The sequence below is a fragment of the Kaistella carnis genome, from assembly GCF_003860585.1.
Classification (GTDB): domain Bacteria; phylum Bacteroidota; class Bacteroidia; order Flavobacteriales; family Weeksellaceae; genus Kaistella; species Kaistella carnis.
Genome location: NZ_CP034159.1, coordinates 2,873,759 through 2,890,539, shown reverse-complemented (window position 1 = coordinate 2,890,539; position 16,781 = coordinate 2,873,759). Strand labels below are relative to the sequence as shown.

Annotated in this window: 15 protein-coding genes; 8 read left to right on the top strand and 7 right to left on the bottom strand. The window is 38.7% G+C overall.

What is annotated here, in order from left to right; all coding sequences use genetic code 11:
• Positions 1-7: 7 nt before the first annotated feature.
• The 5 genes from murI to EIB73_RS13350 form a co-directional block, all read right to left on the bottom strand.
• Complete coding sequence (gene murI, locus EIB73_RS13370; protein WP_125025738.1) at positions 8-838, bottom strand: glutamate racemase; 831 nt, start codon at positions 836-838, stop codon at positions 8-10.
• A gap of 167 nt (positions 839-1,005) precedes the next feature.
• Positions 1,006-2,130 (bottom strand): radical SAM family heme chaperone HemW, encoded by a 1,125-nt coding sequence (gene hemW, locus EIB73_RS13365; protein ID WP_125025737.1) that lies wholly within the window; start codon positions 2,128-2,130, stop codon positions 1,006-1,008.
• A 93-nt stretch (positions 2,131-2,223) separates the two neighbouring features.
• Positions 2,224-3,168 carry a PorP/SprF family type IX secretion system membrane protein gene (locus tag EIB73_RS13360; RefSeq protein ID WP_125025736.1) on the bottom strand — a complete coding sequence of 315 codons (945 nt, stop codon included), beginning with the start codon at positions 3,166-3,168 and terminating at the stop codon, positions 2,224-2,226.
• A 47-nt stretch (positions 3,169-3,215) separates the two neighbouring features.
• Positions 3,216-4,265, bottom strand: a complete 1,050-nt coding sequence (locus tag EIB73_RS13355; RefSeq protein ID WP_125025735.1) for an RluA family pseudouridine synthase — start codon at positions 4,263-4,265, stop codon at positions 3,216-3,218.
• 64 nt (positions 4,266-4,329) lie between these two features.
• On the bottom strand, positions 4,330-5,412 hold the full coding sequence (locus tag EIB73_RS13350; RefSeq protein WP_125025734.1) for a PASTA domain-containing protein: 1,083 nt from the start codon (positions 5,410-5,412) through the stop codon (positions 4,330-4,332).
• A gap of 126 nt (positions 5,413-5,538) precedes the next feature.
• On the opposite strand from EIB73_RS13350, the gene EIB73_RS13345 reads away from it, so the two are divergent.
• From EIB73_RS13345 to lnt, 6 genes are all read left to right on the top strand, one after another.
• A complete protein-coding gene (locus EIB73_RS13345; protein ID WP_125025733.1) occupies positions 5,539-6,396 on the top strand; it encodes a YicC/YloC family endoribonuclease in 858 nt (285 codons plus the stop codon).
• A 90-nt stretch (positions 6,397-6,486) separates the two neighbouring features.
• Positions 6,487-7,050, top strand: coding sequence for a guanylate kinase (gene gmk, locus EIB73_RS13340; RefSeq protein ID WP_125025732.1), 564 nt, complete (start codon positions 6,487-6,489; stop codon positions 7,048-7,050).
• Positions 7,047-7,778, top strand: a complete 732-nt coding sequence (locus EIB73_RS13335; protein ID WP_125025731.1) for an NAD(P)-binding domain-containing protein — start codon at positions 7,047-7,049, stop codon at positions 7,776-7,778. The genes gmk and EIB73_RS13335 overlap by 4 nt, the downstream gene beginning before the upstream one ends.
• A gap of 4 nt (positions 7,779-7,782) precedes the next feature.
• The gene (gene nadA, locus EIB73_RS13330; protein WP_125025730.1) at positions 7,783-8,802 is read left to right on the top strand and encodes a quinolinate synthase NadA; all 1,020 of its coding nucleotides are present in this window, start codon (positions 7,783-7,785) and stop codon (positions 8,800-8,802) included.
• A 317-nt stretch (positions 8,803-9,119) separates the two neighbouring features.
• Positions 9,120-9,479 carry a dihydroneopterin aldolase gene (gene folB / locus EIB73_RS13325; protein WP_125025729.1) on the top strand — a complete coding sequence of 120 codons (360 nt, stop codon included), beginning with the start codon at positions 9,120-9,122 and terminating at the stop codon, positions 9,477-9,479.
• Between the two features lie 128 nt (positions 9,480-9,607).
• Positions 9,608-11,269: an apolipoprotein N-acyltransferase gene (gene lnt, locus EIB73_RS13320; protein ID WP_125025728.1), complete on the top strand. Its 1,662-nt coding sequence runs from the start codon at positions 9,608-9,610 to the stop codon at positions 11,267-11,269.
• 398 nt (positions 11,270-11,667) lie between these two features.
• Here lnt and EIB73_RS13315 read toward each other — a convergent pair whose 3' ends face one another.
• On the bottom strand, positions 11,668-13,788 hold the full coding sequence (locus EIB73_RS13315) for a helix-turn-helix domain-containing protein (protein WP_125025727.1): 2,121 nt from the start codon (positions 13,786-13,788) through the stop codon (positions 11,668-11,670).
• Positions 13,789-13,879: 91 nt separating this feature from the next.
• On the bottom strand, positions 13,880-14,803 hold the full coding sequence (locus EIB73_RS13310) for a LysR family transcriptional regulator (protein ID WP_125025726.1): 924 nt from the start codon (positions 14,801-14,803) through the stop codon (positions 13,880-13,882).
• Positions 14,804-14,936: 133 nt separating this feature from the next.
• Between EIB73_RS13310 and EIB73_RS13305 the strand changes: the two genes are divergently transcribed.
• Positions 14,937-16,325 carry an NADP-dependent isocitrate dehydrogenase gene (locus EIB73_RS13305; RefSeq protein ID WP_262706704.1) on the top strand — a complete coding sequence of 463 codons (1,389 nt, stop codon included), beginning with the start codon at positions 14,937-14,939 and terminating at the stop codon, positions 16,323-16,325.
• 140 nt (positions 16,326-16,465) lie between these two features.
• Complete coding sequence (locus EIB73_RS13300; RefSeq protein WP_125025725.1) at positions 16,466-16,753, top strand: hypothetical protein; 288 nt, start codon at positions 16,466-16,468, stop codon at positions 16,751-16,753.
• Positions 16,754-16,781 lie beyond the last annotated feature (28 nt).

The following is a 16,781-nucleotide window of genomic DNA, read 5'->3' as shown; positions in this document are numbered from 1 at the left end:
AAGTTTCTTATAAAACTTTCAATTCCAAATCAATGGTTTTACCAAAGAATTTTTTAGAGATCTTCTCAAAATTTTTCGTGATATCGGACAGATAAAACTGATAACTGGGTTTTGGATTGTCCCCATTCAGCAGATGATGTTTTTCCAGAATCATCTTCAGCTGATTGGCAACAATACTCGGGGAATCAATGACCCGAACGCGGTTTCCGTAATATTGTTTGATCTCATTTAATAAAAGTGGATAATGCGTACAGCCTAAAATTAAAGTTTCGATATTTTTTAATTTACTGTTGCTCAGATAATTATAAATAATGGAATGCGTAATAGGATGATTTCGAAAACCTTCTTCAATGGCGGGAACCAATAAGGGCGTTGCCAATTCATCAACCTTGATAAACTTATTGTGCTTGCGGATTGACTTCTTGTATAAACCCGAATTCACGGTCGCTTTTGTTGCAATGACGCCCACATTATTGTGAATCTCATAGGACACTTTTTCTGCCACAGGATTAATCACATCGATGACCGGAACTCTATCATTCACAAGTTCCAAGACTTCCTTTAAAGCATTTGCAGTAGCAGAATTACAGGCAATTACAACGGCTTTACAATTTTTTTCTAAAAGAAAAGCCGTGATTTTCGTGGAATAACCTACAATCGCCTCGCGGGATTTTTCCCCATACGGAAGATGTTTGGTGTCCCCAAAATAAATTAAATCCTCCTGCGGCAACAATCGTTTAATTTCCTTTGCTACCGTTAATCCTCCGACGCCGGAATCGAATATTCCGATGGGTTGTTTGGCTGAAAGATGGCTGAAATCCTGTTTTTGAGTTTTCAAGTGTTTGAAATTTATGCAAAAATACGGAATTCAGAGCCAAGGAAAAAGTAAAAAGACGAGATTGAAGAGTCAGTTGGTTGATGTTGGATGCAGGATCAAAATCTTTTAAACCTAAAACCTTTCTCCTACTACCTACTACCTACTACCTACCACCTACCGCCTACCACCTAAACCACAAACAGATCGGAGGCGATCCCATCGGCCAGAAACCAGTGTTTTTCGGGTATTTTTAAATGATTGTCTTCAACGAGTAAGATTCCATCTGCAAGTTTTTGCTTAATTTCTTTTTGAAAATAGTCTAAAAGTTCCGCGCTGAATTTCTCCTTTAATGAAGATAAATTAACACCCCAAACAGTTCGCAAGCCGATCATCAGCATTTCATTGAACTGATCTTTCTCCGATAAAATTTCCGTTTCTTTTGGCAGACTATTTTTATTCAACGAATTGATATACAACTGATTATTGGCAATATTCCAGCTTCTTTCATTTCTGCCGTTATAAGAATGTGCCGACGGACCGATGCCTAAATAGGCGTGATATTTCCAGTACGCCGAATTGTGTCTGGAATGAAATCCGGGCTTTCCAAAGTTTGATATTTCGTAGTGATCAAAACCGTTATCCTTTAGAAATTCTGTCATATAGAAAAACTCTTCATGCTGTTCGGCTTCTTTCGGGGCATTGATTTTCCCCTGTGAAAACCAGGTATGAAGGGCAGTTTTTGGCTCAATGGTCAAAGCATAAGACGAAACGTGAGGCACCTGAAGTTCGATGGTCTTATCTAAATTCTTTTTCCAGATCTCCAAATTAGAAGTTGGGGAACCGTAAATTAAATCAATACTGATATTTTCAAATCCAAAATCCTGAGCGCGTTTGATGGAGCTCTCTGCTTCACCGGAAGTGTGGGCGCGATTCATAAGTTTTAAATCTTCTTCAAAAAAACTTTGCGTTCCGATTGACAAACGGTTGAAGGGCGTTTTAGATAAATCTTTAAGAAAGTTTTTATCCAAATCATCGGGATTGGCTTCCAAAGTAATTTCGATGTCTGAATCAAAACTAAAGTATTTCAAAACCTCATCAACAATCGATTGAAGTTCATCTGTTTTAAGAATAGAGGGCGTTCCACCTCCAAAATAGAGGGATTGTAAACTCTTGTTTTCCAGTTCATCTTTGCGTAAATAAATTTCCTTTTTAATAGCAGAAATCATTTCTTCCTTAGCATTTAAAGAAGTCGAAAAATGAAAGTTACAATAACTGCATTTTTGTTTACAGAAAGGAATATGAAGGTAAATCATGGATCAAAGAAAAGCCAGGGGCGAATTTGAGGTTGAGGTTGAGTGAAAGTTAACGTTGAAACGGAAGTTCACAAAATGCAACATTGCACCTTATTAATATCGGTATCCTCTCGTATTGATAAAGTTTTCGAAGTTATATCCAATGCTCAGCATAAAACTGCTTCCGGCATATTGTTGAATATCTGAAAGGCCAAAGTTATAACTCGCACCGAAAAAGAAATTACTCACTTTTGCTTTGATGATCGGCGAAATTCCAACACTCTGATTTCCAAATTTATTACTCGCCGTTCTAAAACTCGCGCCGGCAGAAAAAGAATTTTCGTCTCCTAAAACCGTAGCCATTACATTGAGATCAATCAGTTTGGAAGAATTGGTATTGAAATTCATAAGAACCGAAGGACTCACATAAAACTGTTCATTCAAATAAAAATCATATCCCGTATTCAATATAAATTTGGTCGGTTCAGGCTCAATGCCGTTAGCAATAGGAATATCATTGGTTATTGCAATGTCGTTTACGGAAACTCCCGCAAAGAAATTTCTATAAGTAACAGCTAATCCCAGATTTGCATACACCAGGAAAAGACTTTCGCTGCTCAAGAGCGGATCACCCGGATTCTGCGGATTCAGCATACCCAAATCGATATTCATATTATAGAAATTCACATTGGTCCCGAAAGAAAACTGACTTTTTCTTTCGCCATCATCATCAATCGGAATAAAATAAGATGCTCCCGCGCCCACACCATTGGAGGAAATAGGTCCATTCTGATCTCGAAAAAAAGTTAAACCTGCACCCACCCGATCGAAAACATTGGCGTGCATTCCTATAGACTGTACATTGGGCGACTGATCGAAATTAGAAAACTGTTTCTGATAGTTCAAATTCAACACGACATCATCCGTCTTTCCGTACAAAGCAGGGTTAGAGAGAAAATCTCCTTCCAACAAATACTGTTGGTAATAAGGCAACGTTTCCTGGCTTTTGTAGCTTCCGAGAAAGACCACCACGAAAAATAAGGCATATATTTTTCTCATAATAAGGAGGCGTGAATTTTTACAAATATAAAAAAAGTTTTAAGGAATCAGGATTCTAAATAATTTCGCCATTTTTTCAAGGCTTCATCCATATCTTGTGGCATCGGGCTTTCGAAATACATTTCTTCTTTCGTGGTCGGATGAGTAAACCCTAAGGTATGCGCGTGTAACGCGTGACGTGGCAAAATTTCGAAAACATTTTTTACAAACTGCTTGTATTTTGGCATATTGATGCCTTTTAAAATTTGATTGCCTTCATAGCGCTCATCGTTAAAAAGCGTATGACCAATATATTTAAAGTGCGCGCGAATCTGGTGCGTTCGTCCCGTTTCAAGTTTACATTCTACCCAAGTCACATAGCGCAATCGCTCCAAGACTTTGTAATGCGTAACGGCGTGTTTCCCCAAACTGCCATCCGGAAAAACGGCCATCTGCATTCTATTTTTCAAATGTCTCCCGATATTTCCGGTGATTGTTCCTTGATCATCCTCGATATTCCCCCAGACAAAAGCCCAGTATAACCGTTTCGTGGTGCGGTCAAAGAATTGCTTGGCAAGAAAACTTAAGGCATATTCGTTTTTCGCAATAACCAAAAGTCCGGACGTATCTTTATCAATCCGATGCACCAAACCGATGCGATCCAAATCTGATTTCTCCCCATTTTTCTCAAAATGAAAAGCCAAAGCGTTAATTAAAGTTCCATCATAATTGCCGTGTCCGGGATGAACAACCATTCCCGCCTCTTTGTCTACCACCACAACATCGTCATCTTCATAAACAATATTAATGGGAATATCCTGTGGAATAATTATATTTTGCCGTGGAGGCTTCGTTAAAAGCACGGCTATTTCGTCGCCGGGTTTAACGCGGTAATTCTGTTTTACGGGCGACCCGTTCACCATCACATTTCCGGCACGACAGGTTTGTGAGATTTTATTCCGTGAGGAGTTCTGACGAAAATTAATAAGAAATTTATCGATGCGCAGCGGTTCCTGCCCCCGATCTACCTTAATTGAAAAATGTTCGTAAAGCCCTTCCGATTCAGCATCATGTGATTCCTGATCAAAGTCTTCTTCTCTATCTTTATCCTCTGTCATGGGTATCTTTAAAGAAAAAGCTCCAACATTGTTGTTGAAGCTTTAGATTTTATTGTATAAATTATTACTCAACCACAACCTTTTTCGCTTTGGGTTTCTCCTCTTTTTTCGGAGTTTCCTTCGGCGTTACGGGCGTTGAAGTCGTAGGTTTTGGCTCAGAGGCCTTAGGTTTTGTTTCGGTTGTTGCTTTTGGAGCTTCCTGTTTTTTTACTTCAGGTCGCGGTGTGGAGGTTTCGGGAACCGTTGGTCGTGGCGTTTCAGGACGAGGCATTTCCGGACGAGGCGCACTTTGAACCGGTTCACGGTACACTGCTCCATCATCATAGTAAGAAGGTTCTGAAACATCCATTTTAATTCTGTAGATAGAATTGAGCTGGGAGATTTTCGCGCCCATTTCTGCCGGTGTTTTTTTACTGGCCCAAATATCCACCTGCATTCCCTGATCTCTTACATCAAAGGCTTCAGGATCCTGATAGTAAACGATATCTGATTCATCCGACCCGCCGTCTTCATGTTCAACCAATCCGACTTCGAAAAGATTTTGGGCAATAATGGCTTTTGCTTCCTGCACCGTGAGTCCCACAAGATTAGGAACGGTGATATTTCGTTTCGGTCCAGCACCAATCACCAAATCAATCGTAGAAAAACGCGGCAATAAAGCGCCGGGTTTTAACGTGGAACCATTGTACAGCATGCGCAAAACTGCATCCCGCTGAATACTCGGTTCATAGATCGTATCGCCAATCTTTAAACCCACTTGCTCTAACTGCCGGAATGCCAAACCTTTATATCGGTCTAAAACATCGGGTACAGAAACTTGTGCGTAGGTTCTCGGATTCACTTTCATCACAATAGTTCTTCCATCTTTTACACGGGAACCCGGTGAAGGATAAATCTGCAATACTTGAAAAGGACGGTATTTTGGATCGTATTTGAAACTGTCGACTTCGTAATCCAAACCTGAATCATCTAAAATCTTTATGGCTTCCTGCACGGATTTATTCATCACATTGGGTACCGGGATTTCCTTTCCATGGTTGGTATGAACTTCCAGCCAACGAAAAGTCAACCAGACCAAACCTACGAAAACTGCAGCCGCTACGAGTATATTAACCCAGACTTTCCAGTGGAAGAGCGATTTTAGCATATTCTACATCTTTTATTAGATGCAAATATATAAAATTATCTTTTCTGTAATTGGGGAATATTTTACCATTTCTTTTTTAAGTCTAAAAGATTTGAAATAATTATCTTTGTCTACTAAAGCAAATACATGATTTTATCAATGACAGGCTTCGGCCGAAGTGAAGGAGTTTTCGACGGTAAAAAAATAACCGTTGATTTGAAATCCCTCAACAGCAAATCATTTGACCTTAACATTAAAATCCCGTCGAGATACCGAGAGAAAGAATTTGAAATTCGAAAGATGCTGAACGACCGCATTCTGCGTGGAAAAGTGGACTGTTATGTGAATATTGAATCGTTAGATGATTCAAATGATGTTGCCGTTAATCAAGCGCTTGTGAAATCCTACATGGAGGAATTGAAAAAGATCGCTGCCGACGGTCCAGATTTCGAATACTTGAAAATGGCGGTGAGAATGCCCGATGCGATTTCAACCAAATCAGATGAACTTAGCGATGATGAATACATTTATTTAAAGGAATTGCTGCACGAAGCCATGACGAAGTTTGAAAATTTCCGCAGAACAGAAGGCGAGATTTTACAAAATGAGCTTCTTACTAATATTAAAAAAATCGAATCCTATTTAGGCCAGGTTGAACCTTACGAAGAAGTGAGAATGGAGGGCGTAAAAGAACGCTACCGAAAATCAATGAATGAATTTGATCAGATCGATGAAACGCGGTTTTATCAGGAAATGGCGTACTACACAGAGAAATTAGATATTGCAGAGGAGAAGGTTCGACTTGCCCAGCATTTGAAATATTATAAAGAAGTGATGATCGACGAAGATTTCAATGGTAAAAAACTCGGTTTCATCTCCCAGGAAATCGGACGGGAAATTAACACCCTCGGTTCAAAAGCCAACCACGCAGAAATTCAAAAGCTGGTCGTCATGATGAAAGACGATCTGGAAAAAGTAAAAGAACAGACGCTAAACGTACTATAGACTAAAAGAGGTCCGCATCGATAAGAGATCCCGAATTAGTTCATTCTCTGTCCATCGATTAGTTAATCGTCTTTTCAAAATTAAAATTAAATGAAGAAAGTAATCATATTCTCAGCACCTTCCGGCAGTGGAAAAACCACGCTCGTGAAACATTGTTTAGAAGAATTTCCGCAACTTGCCTTTTCAATTTCCTGCACGACCAGAGATCCGCGGGGAATGGAACAACACGGCTTGGACTATCATTTTATTTCACCCGAGGAGTTTCGTAAGAAAATTAACGAAGAAGCATTTGTTGAGTATGAAGAAGTGTATACCGAAAAATACTATGGAACTTTAAAATCTGAAGTTGAACGAATCTGGGAGAGCGGAAAAGTAGTAATTTTCGATGTTGATGTAAAAGGTGGAATCTCTCTGAAAAAATATTTTGGAGATCAGGCATTGTCAATTTTCATTATGCCACCCTCGGTAGCCGCCTTGGAATTAAGATTAATCGCAAGAGGAACCGATGATTTAGAAACCATTAAAACACGCATCTCAAAAGCGACTGAAGAAATTTCCTTCAAAAATGAGTTTGATAAAATTGTGGTCAACGATCAATTAGAAGATGCAAAAACGGAAATTGAAAATCTCTTAATTAATTTTTTAAAATCATGAGAATAGCCATTATCGGTTGTGGATGGGTTGGCGAAAGACTTGCAAAAAAGCTGTCGTCCCAAGGCGAACACACGATAGTCACCACCACATCCCCGGAAAAAATACCTGCTTTACAAAATTTCGCAAAGGAAGTTCATTTACTGGATTTTGATAATAACCCCGATTTCGGTGTTTTAGAATCTGTAGATGTCGCCATTTTCAGTATGCCCATTTCCCGGAATGACTGGTTCGAGGGCTTTCAGAAACTGGACAAAGAATTTCCAAAAACCATTCTTTTCAGCTCTACCGGAATTTATCCACAGGAAAATAAAATTTTCACGGAGAAAGACACGTCCGATCTACGACCTGACATTTTAGCCGCAGAAAACCTGGTAAAAAAGAAATATCCTCAAACTAACATTTTACGTTTTGGCGGTTTGATGGGCGATGAACGCTCTCTTCAAAAAATATATCAAAACAGAACGCCTGAAAATCCACACAAAAAAGCCAATTACATTCACTACGAAGATATCTTGGCAGTGGTCGATCTTTTGATACATTCCGAAATACGGTCAGAGATTTACAATGTCGTAGCTCCGGAACATCCATCCATCGCACAAATACTGAATTTGGAAGTGGAAACAATGGCAGATCAAACCGCTGAAACGAAGCAGAGAATAATTTCTTCTGACCATTTAATTCAGGATTTTAATTATACATTTATACATCCCAATCCTAAAAATTTTTAATAAGATGAGCACCGAAAATATAGATCAAGCAAAGGCAAATCTGCCGGTAAGAGGATTTTTAAATATCAAAGACCTCATTATTCCAGAAGGTGAAGCGTTGGTACAAGCCATTCTGGACTTAAAAAAAGAAAAGAATGCGGTGATTTTGGCGCATTATTACCAGCCGCCTGCGATTCAGGACATTGCGGATTATTTGGGTGATTCCTTACAGTTAGCACGAGCAGCCAAAGATACCGATGCCGATATGATCGCTTTCTGTGGCGTACATTTCATGGCAGAAGCTGCAAAGATCTTAAATCCTACCAAAAAAGTAGTGCTTCCTGATACGCAAGCCGGGTGTTCACTGGCAGATGGTTGTAGCGGCGAAGGTTTACGCGCAATGCGGGCAAAATATCCAAATGCTTTAATTGCGACATACATTAACTGTAACGCCGAAACAAAAGCAGAATCCGACATTATTGTAACGAGTTCCAACGCGGAAACTATTATTCGTTCTTTACCGGAAGACCGACCAATTATTTTTGCACCCGACAAAAATCTGGGACGGTATCTGATGAAGAAAACCGGTCGCGATATGATTCTTTGGGATGGAACCTGTATCGTTCACGAAGCGTTTTCTATGGAAAGAATCGCGCAGCAATTGGCAGATCATCCTCAGGCAAAACTCATCGCTCATCCCGAAAGTGAAGCTCCGGTTCTCGATTTGGCGCATTTCGTAGGTTCCACTTCTGCCCTCCTGAATTTCGTGGAGAAAGATGACGCCCAGGAATTCATTGTGGCGACGGAGGAAGGAATTCTACATGAAATGAGAAAACGCGCCCCGCATAAAACACTTATTCCCGCCCTGGTTTTCGACGAATCCTGCAACTGTTCCGAATGTTTTTACATGAAAAGAAACACGCTGGAGAAACTGTATCTCTGCATGAAATACGAATTACCGGAAATTACGATGGATGAGGAATTGCGGTTGAAAGCTTTGAAACCGATTGAAGCCATGCTGGAATTATCGACAACGATCAAGTAATGTGATGATTTGGTGATGTGACGAAGTGGTACTTTGGGCAATCTTTTTTCGCCAACGCTTTTGCCCCACGAAAAAAAGCCGGGCTGTCCGTTGCAATTCCTCGCGCCAAAGCATTGCCAACGCTTGCTGTGGGATTTCCACTACCATCCCTATTGCGGGAGACCGTTTGATAATTTGATGATGCTTTAATTTGAAAATGAATAGAAATCGAGCATCATTAATAACTAAGGTATTTGCTGAGTGAAACGCCTTTACGTCCGTAATAAAGCTTATTTTAAAAAAAATATTTGCGCCTTTGCGTTAAAAAATAAAGTAAAATGACTTCAAAAATAATTATAGAAGATCTTAAAATCTACGCGTATCACGGCGCACTTCCGGAGGAAACATTAATTGGAACTTACTATCTTTTGAATGTAGAAGTTCATGCTGATCTTTGGAAAGCCGTGGGAACTGATGATTTAAATGACACCATTAATTATGCAGAAATCAACGACATCATTCACAATGAAATGAAAGTTCCTTCAAAGTTGATGGAACATGTTGCGGGCAGAATTTTGAAAAATATAAAAATGAAATTTCCACAGGTTTCTTTTATTAAAATTAGAATCACCAAAACCAATCCGCCAATGACGGGCGAAATGCACGGCGTAAGTGTAGAGATAGAAAATCAGTTCTAAATACTTCTTAACTTATTTGTTAAAACACTTCCTCTAACAAACAGAACCTGAGATAAATCAAATATTGCATACCGGCCGAAATTCAATAAATGATTAACTTTGGAAAACGTAATCAGTTTAAACAAACTATGAAATATATTATCCTGTCTTTACTCTCAGCGGTATTGTTGAGCATCTCCTGGCCTACTTACGGTATTCCGTTTTTTATATTTTTCGCCCTCGTTCCTTTATTAATCATTGAACACGACATTTCTAAATTTTCAAAAATAAAAAAGAAAGGCTGGACTATTTTCGGCCTGACTTATCTTTGTTTTATCATCTGGAATATTGTGACCACAGGTTGGTTATATGGCGCCAAAAACCCTGATGGTACGCATTCTTTGGTCGCAGTGGTGATTCCGGTATTGTTGAATTCTTTATTTTATTCCTTTATTTTTCAATGTTATCATTGGTACAAAAATGCGCAGGGAACTTATTTCGGACTCGTATTCTTCGTTGCAGTCTGGATGGTTTTCGAAAAAGTTCATTTAAGTTGGGAATTAACCTGGCCGTGGTTAAACTTAGGCAATGTCTTCGCCGACTACCCAAAATTTATTCAATGGTATGATACTTTAGGCGCAACGGGCGGAAGTTTCTGGATCTTATTAGTTAATGTTTTTGCATTTTATACTTTAAGAATCTGGGAAGCGGGAAGAAAACGTAAATCTTTGATCATCAATTCTTCCGTTCTTTTAGCAGGAATTGCTTTACCCATGCTTATTTCCGTTGTAAAATACAACAACTTCGATTTGAAACCGACAGGAACAGTCAATGTGCTGATGCTACAACCGGAGCTGAATCCCTACACCGAAAAATACTCCAAAGACAGCCTGACCATTTTAAATGATTTACTGACTTTGGCTGAAGAAAATTCAAAAGGACCGATTGATTATTACATGGGTCCCGAAACTTCTCTTCCCGGATTTGGCTCGATTTCAGAAACGGGTTTTGAGCAAAGTGAGCTTTTAAATAAAGTAAAAGGTTTCCTGGCAAACCATCCTAAAGCTGTATTTGCAACGGGTATTTCTTCCCATCGTTTTTACCCAAATGAGAACGACAAAACAGATACTTCTTATAAAACTGCGCAGGGAATTTATGTTGATTCCTATAATTCTGCCGTGCAAATTATTCCTAACCAAAAAGTAGACGTCTATCACAAAGGAAAACTTGTTCCGGGTGTTGAAATTTTCCCCTACATCAGCGTGCTGAAACCGCTTTTGGGAAATGCAATGCTCGATCTGGGCGGAACTACCGCATCACTGGGAATTGATAAAGAACGAAAAGTATTCTCCAATCCTTTTAACAGTGGTAAAATGGCACCAATCATTTGCTATGAAAGTATTTATGGCGAATTTGTAACCGACTACGTGAAAAAAGGGGCAAACTTTTTAGGGATCATGACGAATGATTCCTGGTGGGGCGAAACTCAAGGCCACAAACAACTCATGGCGTATGCCAGAATGCGCGCCATCGAAACCCGCCGCGAAATTGCAAGGTCTGCAAACAGTGGGATTTCCGCGCATATTGATGCAAAAGGTGAAGTTTTAGCAGACACACTTTATGGCGATAAAACAGCTCTTTTTGCCAAGGTAAATCTTTACGAACACCAAACTTTTTATACGAGAGCCGGCGATTTACTATCCCGAATTTCAATATTCGTTTTCGGTTTTTTAATTTTCTATAACTGGATCAAAAAATATCAGAATAGAAAACCCCAGGAACCTATGAAGAAGATTGTGATTAAAAGGTAAAATCTGCAAAAAGAGAAAAGTAAAAAGTAAAAAGAGCCAAGTATTAGAGCATTATAGTCACTTTAATATTAATTCAACTTTGTGACTTTTGTGGTTTATTCTACAGAAGTCACTTCCGTTTTAGTCAAATTTCAAGAATACTGTAGTTCCTGTACAGTCAATTTGCACTGCAATTTTTGTAAACTTTCAACCGCATTATTTTCACTTTAATAGCAATTCAACTTTTGTGATTTTTGTGGTATATTTCTACAAAAGCCACTTACTTTTTAGTCCAATTTCAAGAATACTTCAGTTCATTTACATTCCAATTTGCACTGCAATTTTTGTGAACTTTCAGTCGCATTATCTTCACTTTAATAGGAACTGAACTTTTGTGACTTTTGTGGTTAAACCAGTTTCTATTTAGATTGCTTATGCGTAAAGTGATTCAGCAACAACCTTATTTCATTAAATTCAAAATCATTCGGCAAGGCCTTCTTCCAGTCGTTTAGCGTTTCGTAAGAATTCTTTTTAAATTCCTTTTCAAAAGTTTTAATTTTTTCTTTGGCAAAAATCCGCGATAAATCAAGCAATCCCTGTTCTGCAAATTTTGCAAGATGACCAAAGATCGTTTCAGTCACCAAACCACGCTCCTTTGCAATCTCTGGAATTATTTTTCCACTTTCAAATAATTGAAACGTTAAGATATGCGAAGGAATTTTGGCAACCTTTGTCGATATTGCTACATTATTATCCGTGTTAAAAAGTGGCGCTTCCAGCAAGTGCACTTTCTTCAAATCATTCAGATAATCTTCCAGATCATCCAAAAATACACGGAAATCGTCGTTGTACTGTTTCAGGCCTTTGGTGCCTTTATTTTCAGAATAAAAATCAAGCAAAGGCTGAAATATCTCTAAATTGACCTTGGTGAAAAAGAAATTCACCGCACCTTTTGCTTTTTCTTCAATTTCACTCCACTCTTCCTTCCCGTGAATGAATTTATGGGTTTTCTGTAACATCACTTTGGCAAATTTCCCATAAATATTTTCAAAGTTCTCCACTTTTGGCCGCAGTGTTTGGTAGAGATAAGTGGCTTTATTTTTATCCAGAGCTTTACTCGTTTTAGTCGATTGAAACCAAGTTTCCAGGGAATATTTAAACCACTGACAGTCGAGAGTGTTCACGACTTTCTTGATGCTGTAATCGTATTTTTCCGATTGAAGGATCTCTTCAATCTTTTCATTCGCATTCGTCTCATCTTGAAATTGAGAAACTCTGCGGTCGGCAAAGATAACATTGGGTGTAATTTTAGATTTTAAAACGATACCTTCCAGAGTTCGGCAACGCGACAACGCTACATAAACCTGTCCGGAAGCAAATGATTTCCCGGCATCGATAATTAAACGGTCAAAGGTTAAACCTTGGGATTTATGAATCGTAACCGCCCAAGCCAACCGAATCGGATATTGCTGGAAACTTCCCAAGACGTCTTCTGTAATATTTTTCTCAGCATCTAACCCATATCTTTTCTGCTCCCAAGTTTCTTTTTTTAAGGTGAAAACCTCATCGTCACCATCGATTAAAACGGTGACTTCTTTATCATCCAGACTCATGACTTCCGCCAGTTTGCCATTGAAATAACGCTTTTCGCCACTCGCATCATTACGGATAAACATGACCTGCGCGCCAACTTTTAACTGCAGTTCTTCCTCATTCGGATATTGATTTTCATTAAAATTACCGATGATTTCTGCGCTGTAGACATAAGATTTTCCTTTGAGCTCTTTTAATTTTTTCTGATTGATTTCATCCGCCATTTTGTTATGTGAGGTCAGATAAACATAAGGTTCCTCGGTCGGTTCGAAGTCCGGAATATACCTTTCGTTCAAGGTTTCAAAATCGATATCTCCTACTGCACCATCACGGATATCATTCAAAATATCTAAAAACTTTTCGTCGGTCTGCCGATAGACAGTCGTCAGTTCTACCGTAATTAAAGGCATTTCTTTTAAAGCATAACTCTCAAAGAAAAAGGGGGATTTATAATACTGTTTTAAAAAGTGTTCATCACGGACCACGGGCGGAAGTTGGTACAAATCTCCGATAAACAACATCTGAACGCCCCCGAATTTTTCTGTATTTCGACGCACAAAACGCAGGGAAAAATCCATCATATCCAAAACATCAGCACGCAACATGGAAACCTCATCGATGATAATAATTTCTATTTCGCGCAAAAGTTTGAGTTTGTCTTTTCTGTATTTAAAGTGCTGCATCAAATCAGCAATATTGTTTCCTAAATTGCTATCGATTCGATCGGTAGTCGGAATAAAAGTTCTCAAAGGAAGTCCGAACATTGAGTGAATCGTAACTCCACCCGCGTTGATCGCAGCGATTCCAGTCGGCGCCACCACGATATGTTTCTTCTTGGTTTTCTTTATAAATTCATTAAGAAAAGTCGTTTTCCCGGTCCCAGCCTTTCCGGTTAGAAAAATACTTCGGTTGGTATGTTCGGCTAAATTAAAGAGAGATTCGTCCATTGGTCAAATTTAAGAAAATTGGCTTGAATGGGCGAATAGATTATTTCCTTTCCACCAATCGTAGTAAAGTAATTTATAAAAGTATTGATATTTAATAAAGCTCAGACCAAATAAATTTTGACTGCACAATATTGCTGGTTTCTTTTTTCAAAAATTCTAAGTAAGCTGCCGAAACGAGCGTCTGATTTTTACCTTTTAACCAAATTAAACTCCACGTCGTTTTGATGGGCAATTCTTTAATGGGAACAATTTCTAACTCTTTATTTTGTAATTCATTTTTGATACCGATAATGGGCATAATTGAATATCCTAAACCTGCGAGCAATGCTTGTTTTACCGCTTCATTCGAGGAGAGCTCCATTCTCTTAAGAACAGAAATGTTATTGTCGGAAAAGAATTTCTCCATGGTTTGTCTCGTTCCAGATCCTTTCTCCCTGAAAATCAGGGGGAGATTTTCGAAAATCTCTTTCGTGGAGTTTCCTTTTTTCAGAGGTATTCTATCGCTTCCAACCAGGTATAATTTGTTTTGAAGCAGATCTAATTTTTCAACATTTTGAGCCGTCGGCAAAATAGAAACGAGGGCGAAATCGACCGAGTTATTTTCCAGACTTTCCAGGACTTTATATTTATTGGTAACGTGCATATTAAGTTCGACACCGGCATTTTTCTTCATAAATTCTGAGAGGAAATAAGGCATCACATATTTCCCGGTAGAAACTACAGAAATTTTTAATTGTCCCGTCAATTGTCCTTTGTACGCTAATGTTTTGTAATTAATGGCGTGGATCTGATTGATGATATTTTCCGCTGCTTCGGCAATTTCCCGTCCAAAATCCGTGATGTAAATTTTTCTCCCGACCACTTCGGTCAAAGGAATATCAAACTGATCCTGAAAATTTTTAAGCTGAATGGAAACCGCAGGTTGCGTCAGAAAAAGTTCTTCTGAAGCCTTGGTCACACTTTCAGTTTGTACGACTTTTAAAAAAATGCGAAGCTGATTTAAAGTATAATTCATTAAATATATTTATAGAAATCATTACAAATATAAATAAAAATATATGATAAAGAAGATGCAATTTTGTCTCATCAAAAAATATAAAATGACATGAATTACAGTAGCAAAAGGTGATGGTATTGGTCCGGAAATTATGGACGCCACACTGAAAATCATTACGGCCGCAGGAGCGCAAATTGAGATCGATGAGATCCCGGTGGGAGAAAAGGTCTATTTAGCAGGAAATACCAATGGCATTGCTGCAAGCTCTTGGGATACCATCCGCAAAAATAAAATTTTCCTGAACGCGCCGATCACCACTCCGCAAGGTGACGGTTATAAAAGTTTGAATGTTACCACGAGAAAATTCCTGGGTCTTTATTCAAATGTGAGACCCTGCATGAGTTTGCATCCTTTTGTGGAAACCAAACATGAAAATATGGACATCGTCATCATTCGTGAAAATGAAGAAGATTTATATGGAGGAATTGAGCACCAACAAACGGATGAAGTGGTGCAATGCTTAAAATTAATCAGCCGTCCCGGATGTGAAAAAATAGTTCGCTACGCTTTTGAATATGCGAAAGTTTATGGAAGGAAAAAAGTAACGTGTTTCACAAAGGATAATATTATGAAACAGACCGACGGTTTATTTCACCAGGTTTTTGACGAAATCGCTTTAGAATATCCGGAGATTGAAAATGAGCACTGGATCATCGATATCGGTGCGGCTAAAATGGCCGACACGCCGGAAATCTTCGACGTGATTGTTACTTTAAATCTATACGGTGATGTGATTTCAGATATTGCGGCGCAGATCGCGGGTTCTGTGGGCTTTGCGGGTTCTGCAAATATTGGGGAAGAATGTGCCATGTTTGAAGCAATTCATGGTTCTGCGCCCAGAAGAGCCGGACAGAATATGGCCAATCCATCGGGTTTGTTACAGGGAGCAGTAATGATGCTCAATCATATCGGACAAGCTGAAATTGCAGAAAAAGTACAGAATGCCTGGTTAAAAACCATTGAAGACGGAATTCACACTTATGACATTTTTAAAGAGGGTGTAAACAAAGAAAAGGTGGGAACAAAGGAATTCGCAGAAGCGATCATCAGGAATTTAGGACAACATCCTTCGATTCTGAAACCGATGAAAGTGGTAAAAGACGCCGTTCTGCTCCTTCCAAAATATGTAAAAAAACCTGCGATGGATAAAAAACTGGTCGGAGTAGATTTATTTGTGGATTGGAAAGGCACAGATCCTGATGAACTGGCGGAAAAACTACAAAGCATTAATACCGAAAATAAACACTTGACGATGATCACCAACCGCGGAATTAAAGTCTGGCCCGATGGATTTTCGGAAACGTTCTGCACTGACCATTGGAGATGCCGCTTCCAGCCTAGAAATGGAAATATGTTATACAAGAACAACATCATCAACTTATTGGCTAAAGCTCTCGACGCTAAAATTGATGTTGTGAAAACAGAGAATTTGTATGAATTTGATGGAAAGAAAGCGTACTCTTTAGGTCAAGGTCAGTAAAATTAGAATCAGATTAAGTAATTGACAATGAATAAAGTCCGATTTTAAATTGGACTTTATTTTTAAAATTTATTGCGGATAATTCTGACTAAAATTTGGTTTCAGATAAAATCACCTTTAATTATTACAATTTTTAGTAAATGGAAAAACAAGATATTTTCACCTTAATCGAGGGCCAGTTTTCACCGACGGAATACCGGGAATTAATGCTCAGTATTTTCAAAAGCAAAATTCGTTTTCATCGTATGAAGAATTTTAGCACTAAGGAACGTTTTGGAAAAGATGATGAAAACGCACTATCCAGAATGTTGGAACTTCAAGAAACGTTAGCATCGATTTTTAAAGTAATTGAAACCGCCGAAAAAGAGAATCAGGTTTTGGAAATAAGGGCTGAAATTATTTCTAATTTCACCAATTCAACTCCTTAAATTAACACCTTTCCCAAAAATGACTGAG